This is a genomic window from Sporomusa intestinalis, from assembly GCF_055383785.1.
On sequence record NZ_AP042390.1, the window covers coordinates 2,506,484 to 2,519,445 of the forward strand.

Annotated in this window: 14 protein-coding genes; 11 read left to right on the plus strand and 3 right to left on the minus strand. The window is 48.2% G+C overall.

What is annotated here, in order from left to right:
- Nucleotides 1–51: 51 nt before the first annotated feature.
- Nucleotides 52–1,170, plus strand: a complete 1,119-nt coding sequence (locus ACZ481_RS11705; protein ID WP_464770312.1) for a hypothetical protein — start codon at nt 52–54, stop codon at nt 1,168–1,170.
- 441 nt (nt 1,171–1,611) lie between these two features.
- Here the strand turns inward: ACZ481_RS11705 and ACZ481_RS11710 are convergent, their stop codons facing one another.
- On the minus strand, nt 1,612–1,923 hold the full coding sequence (locus tag ACZ481_RS11710; protein ID WP_464770313.1) for a helix-turn-helix domain-containing protein: 312 nt from the start codon (nt 1,921–1,923) through the stop codon (nt 1,612–1,614).
- Nucleotides 1,924–2,073: 150 nt separating this feature from the next.
- Between ACZ481_RS11710 and ACZ481_RS11715 the strand changes: the two genes are divergently transcribed.
- Nucleotides 2,074–2,298, plus strand: coding sequence for a helix-turn-helix domain-containing protein (locus ACZ481_RS11715; RefSeq protein WP_464770314.1), 225 nt, complete (start codon nt 2,074–2,076; stop codon nt 2,296–2,298).
- Nucleotides 2,299–2,357: 59 nt separating this feature from the next.
- Here ACZ481_RS11715 and ACZ481_RS11720 read toward each other — a convergent pair whose 3' ends face one another.
- Nucleotides 2,358–2,621 carry a helix-turn-helix domain-containing protein gene (locus tag ACZ481_RS11720; RefSeq protein ID WP_464770315.1) on the minus strand — a complete coding sequence of 88 codons (264 nt, stop codon included), beginning with the start codon at nt 2,619–2,621 and terminating at the stop codon, nt 2,358–2,360.
- 377 nt (nt 2,622–2,998) lie between these two features.
- On the opposite strand from ACZ481_RS11720, the gene ACZ481_RS11725 reads away from it, so the two are divergent.
- The 7 genes from ACZ481_RS11725 to ACZ481_RS11755 all read left to right on the plus strand — a co-directional run bounded on the left by ACZ481_RS11725 (nt 2,999) and on the right by ACZ481_RS11755 (nt 9,984).
- A complete protein-coding gene (locus ACZ481_RS11725; RefSeq protein WP_464770316.1) occupies nt 2,999–3,199 on the plus strand; it encodes a hypothetical protein in 201 nt (66 codons plus the stop codon).
- Between the two features lie 193 nt (nt 3,200–3,392).
- Nucleotides 3,393–3,731: a stage II sporulation protein P gene (locus ACZ481_RS11730; RefSeq protein ID WP_464770317.1), complete on the plus strand. Its 339-nt coding sequence runs from the start codon at nt 3,393–3,395 to the stop codon at nt 3,729–3,731.
- 143 nt (nt 3,732–3,874) lie between these two features.
- Nucleotides 3,875–4,663: a ClpP family protease gene (locus ACZ481_RS11735; protein WP_464770318.1), complete on the plus strand. Its 789-nt coding sequence runs from the start codon at nt 3,875–3,877 to the stop codon at nt 4,661–4,663.
- A complete protein-coding gene (locus tag ACZ481_RS11740) occupies nt 4,663–4,878 on the plus strand; it encodes a YlzJ-like family protein (protein WP_464770319.1) in 216 nt (71 codons plus the stop codon). Before ACZ481_RS11735 ends, ACZ481_RS11740 begins: the two co-directional genes overlap by 1 nt.
- Before the next feature lie 159 nt (nt 4,879–5,037).
- Nucleotides 5,038–7,155: an FtsK/SpoIIIE family DNA translocase gene (locus ACZ481_RS11745; protein ID WP_464770621.1), complete on the plus strand. Its 2,118-nt coding sequence runs from the start codon at nt 5,038–5,040 to the stop codon at nt 7,153–7,155.
- Between the two features lie 86 nt (nt 7,156–7,241).
- Nucleotides 7,242–8,063 (plus strand): helix-turn-helix domain-containing protein, encoded by an 822-nt coding sequence (locus ACZ481_RS11750; RefSeq protein ID WP_464770320.1) that lies wholly within the window; start codon nt 7,242–7,244, stop codon nt 8,061–8,063.
- Nucleotides 8,064–8,085: 22 nt separating this feature from the next.
- On the plus strand, nt 8,086–9,984 hold the full coding sequence (locus ACZ481_RS11755) for a YgiQ family radical SAM protein (RefSeq protein WP_464770321.1): 1,899 nt from the start codon (nt 8,086–8,088) through the stop codon (nt 9,982–9,984).
- On the opposite strand, the gene ACZ481_RS11760 is transcribed toward ACZ481_RS11755, so the two are convergent.
- Nucleotides 9,981–10,373, minus strand: coding sequence for a hypothetical protein (locus ACZ481_RS11760; RefSeq protein WP_464770322.1), 393 nt, complete (start codon nt 10,371–10,373; stop codon nt 9,981–9,983). The genes ACZ481_RS11755 and ACZ481_RS11760 overlap by 4 nt on opposite strands.
- Nucleotides 10,374–10,526: 153 nt before the next feature.
- Here ACZ481_RS11760 and ACZ481_RS11765 point away from each other — a divergent pair, with 153 nt between their 5' ends.
- The gene (locus ACZ481_RS11765; RefSeq protein WP_464770323.1) at nt 10,527–11,561 is read left to right on the plus strand and encodes an ABC transporter substrate-binding protein; all 1,035 of its coding nucleotides are present in this window, start codon (nt 10,527–10,529) and stop codon (nt 11,559–11,561) included.
- A 12-nt stretch (nt 11,562–11,573) separates the two neighbouring features.
- Nucleotides 11,574–12,902: a 30S ribosomal protein S12 methylthiotransferase RimO gene (gene rimO, locus ACZ481_RS11770; protein ID WP_464770324.1), complete on the plus strand. Its 1,329-nt coding sequence runs from the start codon at nt 11,574–11,576 to the stop codon at nt 12,900–12,902.
- Nucleotides 12,903–12,962 lie beyond the last annotated feature (60 nt).

Here is a 12,962-nt window from a genome sequence, read left to right on the forward strand (position 1 = left end):
GGACGTTCTCGTTGAAAAACATTGCCATGAGGCAAAAAGGAGAGGAACAGCATGAGTCTGATCGACTGGTTTTCCCGGTTGTTTGTGAAAGAAGCCAAGCATTATGTCTTTACACCGGTAACAGCGGATGTGGAAAGGATTGTGTTCCAGGAGGGACAACACTATTTTCGCCTGCGCCTGGCGGAAATGTTCCTTAAGGATGACCGGAAGCTGTTTCGCAAGGTTGTGCCAGTGGTTTCCTCTGTGGTCGGTTTGCAATTCGGCGCCAATGCGGCCCAGCAGCTGCCCAGCGTGGCCGGTCCGCTGGCGCTTAACCTGGATGAAAGCTCGCTGGGACATGGCGTGGAGCTGAATTACTCCCTGACCAACCTGGTGCCTTATCGCGGCGGCCGGGTGTCGATTAGTGCCGCCTTACTGGCCTATGTCAACAAAGACTATTTTCAGTCTTTTTTAAGTCTTGCCAATAGCATTTCCAGCCTGCTGACCATCGGCCAGCTGTCAACCACTCTCAAAGTGGTCGACAGTGCGGTCAGCGCGCTGCAGGACCTCTTAGCCGGCGGGGATAAAGACATCCGTCTGGTGTTTCACAATGAATACGCCGGAACAGACAGCCTGGGCGGCGTATCGCTCCAGAACGGCTATTTTGCCGTGATTAAGGCCGATGCCGCCAAGTTCAACCCGGAAAAGCTGTTCGTAAAAAATTCGCAGCTCTACTGGGGTGACGACCAGACACCGGCCAGGCCGCTTACCGGTTATGACTACATGCTGTTCAGCGTGGAAGCGGCGCTGTACCGGGACGACTTCCGTTATTTTGCTGAGTACAACAGCTTGCTCTATACGGCCATTGAAAAGGGCATGATCAATAAAAGCGAGGGCGATGCCGTTATCCGGGCCGGTATGCTGGCTGTATTCAAATCAGATGATCTGACCTATGTTGATAAAACGCGGGTAGCGGCCGCACTCAAACAGGAATATGAAGAACGGCTCTCGCTGCAGGGTAAATTAAAAGGAACAATCGCTGCCGACGGGCAGTGGCTGAACACCAGGGCGCTGGCAATCAACCCGGACGGGGTGTGGCGGCAGATTGAGCCGCTATTGGCTGAACCACGGGATGATGCTGCTATTGCCGGCAAAATCTTTAGGCTGATCGAAAACGGCAAAATCGCCTGAAACTTAATTTGCGAACCTAAAGAAACGATCAGGCCCTAACGGGCACAGGCTGGATGAAAATAGCGTCACAACCTGGTATTTTTTCCATATGAGAAATACTATCATAAAACCGGAAAGTTAACCTTTCTATCCTGAAAAATAGCATTTTATATTCTTTGATGGTGCCGTTATAACGACATGACTGTCTATCAGGATAAGAAAAGACTTGGCTTGGGCCAAGTCCTTTGGGACGATACCCTTTAGGGTATCGTCGTTCTTATGTCCACAGAAATTATTTTTTAACTGCTGGTAGACTAAAAAAGGTACACCGGCCATCAACCTGCGGTGTACCTTTTAATGTTCCGGCTTATAAACCTAAAAAACCGACTCTATAAAGCCGGTTATGCAGCCTGAACCTATTTTTTACTTATTATTCCCTCGGAAACGGGAAGGTAGAAAAAATTACTGGATATCATTTTTCATTCGCTCCAGAAACAATTGCAAAGCCTCTCTCTGGCCGGGAGTGAGAGTTTTAGCAATGGTTACTAATTGCTTGATATCTATTGGTATTTCCGTATCATCATCAGAAAAGAATTCACTTAAACTTATTCCTAAGCCAGCACATATTTTACTCATAGAATCAACGGTAGGCTGTTTTTCACCTAACTCAATCTGCCTTACAAAACCCTGTGACAGTCCTGCTATAGCCGCGAGTTTATTCGTACTATACCCTTTTAATTCACGTAGTTCAATAATGCGTTTTGTGATATCCATTTTTAACCACCTTAAAAATAATTCTAAAAATAATTCTATAGTAATAATAGCATATATCACTATCGGAAAAATAATATCATAGTATTGACTGATTAATTCTATAGAATTAGAATGTTAAGCATAAGATGTACTAAAAAGGAGGATGAGAAAATGACGCTGGAAAAATTGCGGACTATGAAAAATATGTCGCAGCAAAAACTGGCGAAGGCAGCAGGCTTAACGCAGGGATATATTTCCGAACTTGAGCGTGGCGCAAAAAAAAATCCTGGCCAGGTAGTGGTAAAAAGGTTAGCAAACGCTCTTAATGTATCCACTGATATGATTTTAGGACTATTTCCTGATACATTGCCTGCCAATGCCAAAGAAAAGTTGTAGCGGCCTAGGAAATGAGGTTGCAAAACGAAAACCGACCAAGCCGGCCGGTTCCTTACGTACTATTTTTTTATATAGGGACTACTTATTTCAATGGGATTAAAGAAAGCCGCCACATCGATTTCTAACCCTTCCGCGATTAGAAATAACATATCTATAGAAAACGCGGAATTAGCCTGGGGAGCTTCAATTTTAGATATATGGCTTGCACTGACTTCAATTTTTTCAGCTAATGCTTCTTGGCTTAATCCGCGTATATTCCGATAAAAAGCTACCTTTCTACCGATTTCTCTATATTTTTCTACATACCTTTTCGGTTTCCGCAATACTTATCCACCTCCTGCGTTCATTATACTGGGGATGGAAATGCCATTGCACTTCACAAATAATATAATATTGTTGCATTGCTTGTGAAATAAATGGTATTATATGGTGAAAAAGATAATGGTTTTGCCGCTGTTTTAATATATATACGACATATCTTCTCTACGTCTTTACTTAATCCTGTTAACAAATACCTGATTTATGGAAAAGTTCGCTCAACAGCAAAAACAGTTTTGCCATATAGCTTGACCTTGACCGTAAGCCAGAGCCTACCGGTCTTGCAACCGGATCAGGACTGAAAAGATCATCTGATAAGCCGATAAGGCTTCGTCAAACAAGGCGAGCCTTTGGATATTACGACTAGAGGAGCTATTGAGGGATGCTTAAAAGGAAAAAGAGACTGACAGTAAAAAAAAGACAGGAATATGATGCTTTATGTGATAAAATCCGGGAACTGAGCCTGGAATATGATCTGTTGGACAAGGAGAAAAAAGACATAACGGAAATAAATAAGCGCCTGGGTATGCTGTTGGATCAATGTTTTGCCTTTGTGCGCAGAGAATATTACAATAAAAATTAAACTGCCTGGTTTGGCCAGGGACGCGTAAGTATAAGAACACCAAAGCCGGGAAGTGATCCCGGCTTTGGGCCGTACTGGTGAGTCCTCCAAGCGAATTATTGGCCGGCGTAATGATAGCGGCCAGCATTACAGTTTATAAATTAATATTGCGGATAAGCTACTATAAAAAAGATAAACTGGCATTAAACAAGGAGTGGAAAACAAGGCTGTGAAATCCCATAGTAAGAATAAAATAATCCTGCTTGGAGTTGGAATACTTGCTGTAATGATACTTGTTTCAGGACTTTGGTATTACGCTCCCCAATATCTTCCCGGACCGTTCAAAAAGTCTGAACAGATGCCTGCAAAGCCGGCTTATGAATATTACATCATTCAGGATGAGGCGACAGGCAATACCTTGATGTATGTGTCAGTCGTAACCGTGAATATAGGGGATGAGCTGGTCGTGGATAATGGCAAATGGTATAGGGTGGTGCGGGTGGAAAACAACATAGCCTATGCCAGACAGTTTGAAAAACAGCTGGATAAATAAACGCTGCCGGAGCGGTCCGGGAACGGCTGAAAAAATAGACAAAAATTGCCGGCTGACAGGAGCGTGAAGAAGAAGGAAGTTTCCGGTATGAAACTCGAATCCAGGTCCATACTAGTAATGATAATACTAGTTGGAGGGAAATTATGTTAAATAATGATAACCCTGTTATAGCACCTCCTGGAACTAATCCGGAAACCCCCCAGGAACCGGTGATGCCGGCAGAAACACCGAAAAAACACCGCTCGGTTTCAGCCAAAAAGGGGACGGCGGCCGGGAACATTCAGGAATTGGGCAGCACTGAGATTCCGGTGGCCAAATCTAATGTTCATGTTATGACAATTATTGGTCAGATTGAAGGTCATATGGTGTTGCCGCCTAATTCAAAAACGACCAAGTACGAACATATTATGCCGCAATTGGTAGCTATAGAGCAAAGTCCGGAGATTGAGGGACTTATGCTGCTTTTAAATACGGTTGGCGGCGATGTCGAAGCCGGCCTGGCCATTGCTGAAATGATCGCCAGTATGTCTAAACCCTCTGTTTCCATTGTCCTGGGTGGCGGTCATAGTATTGGCGTGCCTGTGGCCGTTTCGGCTACCCATTCGTTTATTGTGGAAAGCGCCACAATGACAATCCATCCGATCCGCCTGACCGGTCTGGTTATTGGGGCGCAGAGTTCTTTTGATTATCTGGAAAAGATGCAGGAACGGGTAAATAACTTTGTTACCTCCCATTCAAATATATCTGAGAAAAAATGGAAGGAACTGCTGTTTAAAACCGGTGAATTGTCACGGGACATCGGTACCTCGGTCGTAGGCCGGGATGCAGTGCGGTATGGCCTTATTGACGAAATCGGCGGTGTCGCCTCGGCGATGAATAAACTGCAGGAAATCATCCGCGCCAAAGGTCAGACTAAGGGGTTGAAGCAGTAATGGTGCTTTGGACTATTATGCCTGATGAAGTGCTGTTTGCCCAGGACTATAGTCCTGTTTTGGAAGAGGTTGAATTGGCCGGCACCAGAATGATGGTGGAAAAGACGGCTGGGGATGGCTACCGGGTTGTACGCATATTATCAACTGATCCGCAGGATTACCTTCGACACGATATTCAGCCGGGCACGGTTTTTCACAATGATTGTTTTCATTAGTCAGCGTCAAGCGCTCTCATAAGGGGAGCGTTTTTCTTTGGCAAAATAAAGGATTTTTCTCCATTATGTAGAATGCAATACTGTTAGAGGTGGTATACTTTGCCTAAATGGTTAGCCCATTTAACTCCTGAATTAAGACATGAACTATTTGGCATCACCATGGTGACCGGGGGCGTACTGGCGTTAGTCAGCCTGTTTGGTTTAAATGTTGGTCCCCTGGGGCTGTTTGTTGCCAAAATTCTTAGGTATACTTTTGGGCTTGGCGCCGTGGTTGTGCCGCTGGTACTGTTGATTATAGGCTTAAAGTATATAATGGTAAAAAATTCGATTACATATTCTGTGAAATTTTGGGGCCTGTTGCTTTTATATTTTATGGCTTTAGCCATTTATCACCATATCAAAATTCCTGTCGGTCAGGAGATATTGCCTGAAAGCCTGGTATCAGGCGGCGGCTTTGCCGGTGGAATGATGCTTTTTTCCTTGCGCAAATTATTAGGTGTCCACGGTTCAATCATTGTTTTGTCAGCATTATTGCTGTGCTCCTTGCTGATGGCAACAACGTGGTCGCTGGCAGAAACCTTGGCAAATGCCAAAGAGAAAGCGGTAGAAAGCCTGGTTTCAGCCAGGGAAGCGATTGCGGCCTCTACGGAAACCATATTCCAAAACGAAGAGGAAGAACCGGCCGGGCGCCAACCGGTGTTTTATGACCAGCAGCGTGACGGCAAGGCGGGGCTTTCTGCTGCCCCTGCCCGGGAAACCGACGCCGATTTCACTGGGGCCGAGTATTCGGCACCGGCTGAATTGGCCGGGGCACCGCCACTGGCTATGGGCACCCCGGCAGCAGCCGGCATTAATCCTGCCTATGGGCTACCGCCGGTATCGCTGCTAAAGAAGCCAAACCGGACGCGATTGACCAGGGTCCCCAAAGAGGTTGCCGACAATGCCCGGATATTAGAACAGACGCTGGATAGTTTTGGTGTCAGTGCCAAAGTCATAAACACCTGTCAGGGGCCGACTGTTACCCGCTATGAGCTGGAACCGGCCCCAGGCGTAAAGGTAAGCAAAATAGTTAATTTGGCCGATGATTTATCACTTAAGCTTGCTTCATCAGGGGTTCGTATAGAAGCACCCATCCCGGGCAAAGCCGCTATTGGCATTGAGGTGCCAAATAAGGAATTGTCAGGGGTTGCCCTGCGGGAAGTGCTGGAGACGGATGAATTCCAACGCTCTCCATCAGGACTAACGGTTGCTTTAGGCAAGGATATTGCCGGTCAGCCGATTGTTACCGATTTGGCTAAAATGCCTCATTTACTGGTAGCCGGAGCAACCGGTTCCGGTAAGAGTGTTTGTATCAACACGCTGATAACCAGCGTATTGTTTAAAGCCCGGCCGGATGAAGTAAAGCTTGTGCTCATTGACCCGAAGATGGTGGAGCTGTCAAATTATAATGGTATACCCCATTTATTAACACCTGTTGTGACTGATGCCAAAAAAGCGGCGGCGGCTTTAAACTGGGCTGTCCAGGAGATGGAGCGCCGGTATGAGGTCTTTGCAACAGCCGGAGTTCGTGATATTTCCCGCTATAATGAACTGCATCCTGAAACCAGGTTGCCGCTTATTCTAATTATCATCGACGAGCTGGCCGACCTCATGATGGTGGCACCTGTTGATGTTGAGGATGCCATATGCCGTCTGGCCCAGAAAGCAAGGGCTGCCGGCTTGCATTTAGTGCTGGCCACACAGCGGCCGTCTGTTGATGTTATTACCGGGACAATAAAAGCGAATGTGCCTTCCCGGATTTCGTTTGCTGTTTCTTCCCAGGTGGATTCACGCACCATTTTGGATATGGCCGGAGCGGAAAAGCTTCTGGGCAAGGGGGATATGCTTTTTTATCCTGTAGGGGCTGCTAAGCCGCTCCGTGTGCAGGGGGCCTTTATTGGCGACACGGAAGTGGAGGATTTGGTTTCCTATATTAAAGAGCAGGCTGAGCCTGAGTATACAGAGGGCATAACGACTGTGGAAGCCGGGGGTACCGATAAAGAGGAAGCAGCGCATTATGAGGATGAGCTTTTGGAAGAAGCTGTCCGGATGGTATTGGAAACCGGGCAAGCCTCTGTGTCGATGCTGCAGCGAAAATTCCGGATCGGGTATACCCGTGCGGCCAGGCTGATTGATACGATGGAGGAAATGAAAATTGTCGGGCCCAATATTGGCAGTAAGGCCCGGGAAATTATTATGAATTCAGAGCAGGTTTATTCACGGTATTTCAAAAAATAAGTTGTTGTGGTGCTTAGCGCATTGGCCGGGCAGACTAGTAATAAATGCCGATGCCTGAAATGTTATGAGAACAGACCCTTCTGATTATGCTGCAGGCAAAGGCTGATGATGTGGTCCAGGCCACAGGTGAATATCGACTATTTACAAAAGGTTGGGAGGTAGTTGTGTTGCAAACAGTAGGGGAGATTTTACGTGCCGAACGTGTAAAAAAAGGCCTGACAATAAAAGATATTGAAAATGCCATCAGTATCAGAGCGCTTTATATTGAAGCGATTGAGGAAGGTAATTATGGCATTGTCCCCGGTGAAGTATACTTGAAAGGTTTTATCCGTAATTATGCCACTTTTTTAGGGCTTGATTCCCAGCAGATTATGGAGGTTTACCGGCAGAATAAAGAGCAGCAGACTGCGGCAAAGGCCCCTCCTGCCCCGGCGCCAGCCGAAGCCCCACCCCCGGCCGCGCCTGGCGGCAGCTTGACAAAATGGCTGGTAATTGCCGTTGTGGCGGCCGGTGTGGTGGCGGGAGTCGCCTGGTGGTCGGCCGGCAGCAACAATGCGAAGCCGCCGGCTGCCCAGAGACAACCGGAACAGGCAGCCCAGCAGCGGCCGGCTCCGCCGTCCGCATCCCTTCCGTCCGCCCAGCCGGCGGCACCAGCCAGTAAAGTCGTAATAACAGCTACCTATAATGGGCAGTGCTGGACCCAGATCATAGCAGATGGCAAAGCGATTTATGAAGGGATTCCCAAAAAAGGCGAGTCCCTTACCTGGGAAGCCGCAACCAGGCTTACTGCCAAGTTTGGCAATGCCGGTGCTGTTGACCTGGTATATAACGGCAGTGTTGTGGGGAAAATTGGAGAGAATGGCGAGGTAGTTGCCAAAACGTTCACCGTAAATGGTATGACACAATAAAAAGTGAGGGTATTATAGCAATATGACTGATTTTTTGCCAATGACCCGGGAAGATATGGCGAAACGGGGCTGGCAGCAACTGGATTTTCTGTTCATCAGCGGGGACGCCTATGTTGACCATCCCAGTTTCGGGCCGGCAATTATCTCCCGTTTGCTGGAAAAATACGGTTATAAGGTTGGGCTAATAGCCCAGCCGGACTGGCGTTCAACCAATGCTTTTAAAAAATTAGGCAAACCACGGCTCGGGGTATTGGTTTCAGCAGGCAATCTCGATTCTATGCTGAATAAATATACAGCTGCCAAAAAATATCGCAGCACTGACAACTATTCGCCCGGCGGCCAGGCAGGATGCAGGCCTGAACGGGCGACAATTGTTTATTGCAACCGGATACGGGAATTGTGGAAAAATATTCCTCTGATTATCGGCGGGATTGAAGCCAGCCTGCGCCGGTTCGCCCATTACGACTACTGGTCGGACAGTGTACGCCGTTCGATCCTGATCGACAGCCGGGCTGACCTGCTGATTTACGGTATGGGGGAAAAACAGATAAAAGAATTGGCAGCCCAGTTGTCGGCCGGGATTAGTGTAGATACTATCCGGGATATTCCGGGAACCTGCTACCGCGCCGAATCTCTGGACCACCTCTGGGAGTATACCCAGACCCCTGGTTATGAGCAGGTAACCAATAGCAAAAAGGCGTTTGCCGAGGCTTTTAAGATACAGTACCTGGAGCAAGACCCGATCAGGGGCAAGATTATCGTGCAAAATCACGGTGAACAGTATGTTGTGCAAAATCCACCGTCCGTGCCGCTGTCCACACCGGAAATGGATGAGATCTATGATTTACCTTATCAACGTGCGTATCACCCCTCTTACATACCGGCCGGCGGTATTCCGGCCATCCAGGAAGTAAAGTTTAGTATTGTCAGTCATCGTGGCTGTTATGGCAGCTGCTCATTCTGTGCACTGTATGCCCATCAGGGGCGGATAATACAAAGCCGCAGCCAGCAATCGATACTGCAGGAAGCCGAGAAAATTACGAAGTTACCTGATTTTAAAGGTTTTATTCATGATGTCGGCGGCCCTACCGCAAATTTTCGCCAGCCAGCCTGCAGCCATCAGGCGGACCGGGGAACCTGCCGCGGCAAGCAGTGCCTGTTTCCTGCCGCCTGTAAGAGCCTGAATACCAGCCATAATGAATATTTGACGCTGCTCAGGGCACTCAGGAAACTTCCGGGCATCAAAAAAGTGTTTGTCCGGTCAGGGCTGCGCTATGATTACCTATTGGCTGCCAATGATAAGGTTTTCCTGAAGGAATTATGCGAGCACCATGTAAGCGGCCAGCTTAAGGTTGCGCCTGAACATATTTCACCCAAGGTGACTGCCTTGATGGGCAAAGCGGGCAAGGAAACCTACCTGAGATTTAAAAAAGCTTATGAGCAGGCCAATAAAGAGTTAGGCAAAGAGCAGTATCTGGTGCCGTATTATATGTCCAGCCATCCTGGCGCCGGGCTTAAGGAAGCCGTCGAGCTTGCAGAATTTCTGCGGGACACCGGCTATAACCCGGAACAAGTGCAGGATTTTATTCCTACTCCCGGCAGTTTGTCCACCTGTATGTATTATACAGGCCTGCACCCGCTTACCGGGGAAAAGGTCTATGTGGCCAAAACGGCTCATGATAAAAGGCTGCAGCGGGCTTTGCTGCAGTTCCGCAATCCCAAAAACCATGCCCTGGTGCATGAAGCACTGCTTGCGGCAGGACGGCAGGATTTAATCGGCTATGGACCTAAATGCCTTGTCCGTCCATTAAAGCCGGGACAATATCCTGCCGGCAAAAGACCGGGCGGAAAACCGGACAAGGCCCGGGCTTTGCAGGCTGCCAGAAACAAAACAACTAAAAAGCAGACTAGAAGCTCTTAGTCTGCTTTACTTATCAGGCCAAATGTGCGCCGGCAGTCGTCAGATAAAAGATACATGCCTATCAGCCCGTGGGGGACTATTGTCATGACGCCCATCGTCATATTATAGCCAAACATCACGATGAAACCGATAATTACAAAAATAAAAGACAGGACCAGCTCGAACATGCGGGCCCAGCGCTTGAGCTTCAGCAAACCAGCGGCCGGGACGGCATACAAGAGCAGGGCAACGAACGCATTAAAAGCGGCCGGCAGGTTGCCATGGACTAGGCCGTCATACACGCCAAACGCATAACCGATGGCGACAAGCAGTAAAAAGCCGATAACGAGCAGCAGGCGAACCGTTAAATCTGGATGAAGGAAAGACCACCACCTGGGTCTTTCTGACATAGTAACAACTCCTTTCCAAGCTACTTTCATTTTACCATACAATCAGGTCTTTTTGAATAAGCCGAGGGACTTGCATAAACCTTGAAAAAGGGGTATAGTATATATGTTTGTCTTAATTGTTTGGCCCATCTATCAGCAATGGGGGGGTAACTTATGAAACGTTATCTGCCGTTATTATTGATCTCGTTTTTTTTAATCATCCTGGCGGTAGCAGGCACGACCTATCTGGCCGGCTATGCAGGCAAAGAAAATAGAGATACACTGCCAACCATCACGGTGTATACCACGCTGCCGGTTGAGCAGGTTTCGGTATTAGCACAGGAATACGAGAAGACCGCAAAAGTCAGGGTAAGCATTGCGCCCTTGACCGAGAAAGAACTGTTCACTAAATTAATCCAGGAATCGGCAAAGCCGCAGGCCGATCTGGTTCTTGCCAACCGCAAGACGCTGAAACAGGCCAAAAGCAGCGCGCTGCTGATTCCCTATCAGTCCGAATACACGGATATCATACCAGCGAGATTCCAGGATCCTGACGGCTATTGGACCGGTGTCTGGTATGACCCGGTTATTTTTGCCGTTAACCAGGATTATTCGCTGAAGACGGCTAAAAAACCGGCAAGATGGTCTGAATTGCCATTGGAATCCACGGTAAGGTTCGGTATGACTGATTTTCTGGCAGCTGACGCGGCGGCTAATTTATTGTATACCCTGGTGGCGGCCAATGGCGAAGAACAGACATTGCATTTTCTAAAAAAGCTGCATCCGCAAATTGTTCAGTATGCCAAGTTTCTGGTAACCCCGGCCAGGATGGCGAGTATGGGCGAGGTGGATATCGCTATTGTTGTTCATAGTGAAGCCATGCGGTATGTGCGGGACGGTTTTCCGATCGAAATCGTCTATCCCGAGGACGGAACGGCCTATTTGCTGACCGGAGCCGGGTTAATCCGCGGCGCACCCCATGGTTCTGAGGCCAGGCAATTTATTGACTGGCTGACCCAGGCCGGGGCCCTTGGGGCTATGGCGCAGCAGAAGTTTTATTTTGTGCCGACCAACCCGGAATATCGTATGTACAGGGAGTACATGCCGAAAGAGCTGCTGTTGCTTGATCACCATGACATGTATTTGCCTGAACAACAACGCAAGTTATTAAATAAATGGGTACAGGCCGTGCGCCTGGGAATCCAGTAGGAGGGCCGTATTATGCTTACAGCAGGATTTGTTAGTTTGGGCTGTGCCAAAAATCTTGTTGATACTGAGATCATGTTAGGGATTCTGGCTGATAATAATATAGACATTACCGACGACCCTCATATTGCCGATATTTTGATTGTTAATACCTGTGGTTTTATTGATTCCGCCAAAGAAGAATCGATTTCGACAATTATTCAGATGGCTGATTTTAAGAAAGCCGGCAAATGCAAGGGTGTGATTGTAGCCGGCTGCTTAGGCCAGCGTTATCAGCAGGAACTGCTGGATGAGCTGGCTGAAATATCGGCAATTGTCGGTACCGGTGCCTGGCACCGCATTATGGAAGCGGTTGAGGCTGTTTTGGCCGGTGAACGGGTACTGCTTATTGGCGAAACAGATACAATTTATGACGAAACAATGCGGCGGATCACCACTACGCCGGCCTACAGCGCTTATGTGAAGATTGCCGAAGGCTGCAGCAACTGTTGTTCCTATTGTGTAATTCCGCTGGTGCGGGGCAGTTTCCGGAGCCGGCCGGCAGAATCGGTGATCAGCGAGGTGCAAAAGCTGGCCGGCCGGGGCGTCAAGGAGATAAATCTTATTGCCCAGGACACGACAAGCTACGGCCGTGACCGTTATGGCCAGCCGCAATTGGCGGCACTGCTCAGGGAATTAGCAAAAATTGAGGGTGTTGTCTGGATTCGTTTATTATACTGCTATCCTAACTATTTTAATGATGAACTTATCGACCTGATTGCCCGCGAGCCTAAGATTTGCAAATACATCGATTTGCCGCTCCAGCATGCCGATGATGAGATCCTGACAGCTATGAACCGCCGGGATACACGGACGGAGATTGAACGCCTGCTGAAAAAAATCCGGACAGCTATCCCCGGGGTTGTTGTCCGTACCTCCTTTATTGTTGGCTTTCCGGGTGAGACCGACAGTCATTTTGCCGCACTGAAGCAATTTGCAGCCGAGCAAAAATTTGAACGGCTGGGGGTTTTTACCTATTCCCAGGAAGAGGATACACTGGCCGCCGCTTTGGCACAGCAGGTGCCGGATACAGTTAAAGAGGAACGCTATCATGAATTGATGGCCTTACAGTGTCAGATATCGGAAAACCTGAACCGAAATCTGGAAGGACAGGTGCTGTCGGTATTGATTGAAGGGCATAACCCGGAGCAGCCGGAGGTGGCATTTGGCCGGTCCTACCGGGAAGCCCCCGATGTTGATGGCCGCATTTACGTCGAGAATGCCGGCAGCCTGGCGCCGGGCGAGGTCGTGCAGGCCGAGATTGTACAGGGTTTTACTTATGATTTGCTGGCGGAAAGAAAGTGATATGGGCTGTATAATAATATAATGCAGGCTTAAAATAGTAGAGACTGCCAAGCTCTGCTA

Coding starts and splice junctions, on each gene's coding strand:
- ACZ481_RS11705 (WP_464770312.1), top strand. CDS start 52: ATGAGTCTGATCGACTGGTTTTCCCGGTTGTTTGTGAAAGAAGCCAAG.
- ACZ481_RS11710 (WP_464770313.1), bottom strand. CDS start 1,923: ATGGATATCACAAAACGCATTATTGAACTACGTGAATTAAAAGGGTAT.
- ACZ481_RS11715 (WP_464770314.1), top strand. CDS start 2,074: ATGACGCTGGAAAAATTGCGGACTATGAAAAATATGTCGCAGCAAAAA.
- ACZ481_RS11725 (WP_464770316.1), top strand. CDS start 2,999: ATGCTTAAAAGGAAAAAGAGACTGACAGTAAAAAAAAGACAGGAATAT.
- ACZ481_RS11735 (WP_464770318.1), top strand. CDS start 3,875: ATGTTAAATAATGATAACCCTGTTATAGCACCTCCTGGAACTAATCCG.
- ACZ481_RS11740 (WP_464770319.1), top strand. CDS start 4,663: ATGGTGCTTTGGACTATTATGCCTGATGAAGTGCTGTTTGCCCAGGAC.
- ACZ481_RS11745 (WP_464770621.1), top strand. CDS start 5,038: ATGGTGACCGGGGGCGTACTGGCGTTAGTCAGCCTGTTTGGTTTAAAT.
- ACZ481_RS11750 (WP_464770320.1), top strand. CDS start 7,242: ATGCTGCAGGCAAAGGCTGATGATGTGGTCCAGGCCACAGGTGAATAT.
- ACZ481_RS11755 (WP_464770321.1), top strand. CDS start 8,086: ATGACTGATTTTTTGCCAATGACCCGGGAAGATATGGCGAAACGGGGC.
- ACZ481_RS11760 (WP_464770322.1), bottom strand. CDS start 10,373: ATGTCAGAAAGACCCAGGTGGTGGTCTTTCCTTCATCCAGATTTAACG.
- ACZ481_RS11765 (WP_464770323.1), top strand. CDS start 10,527: ATGAAACGTTATCTGCCGTTATTATTGATCTCGTTTTTTTTAATCATC.
- rimO (WP_464770324.1), top strand. CDS start 11,574: ATGCTTACAGCAGGATTTGTTAGTTTGGGCTGTGCCAAAAATCTTGTT.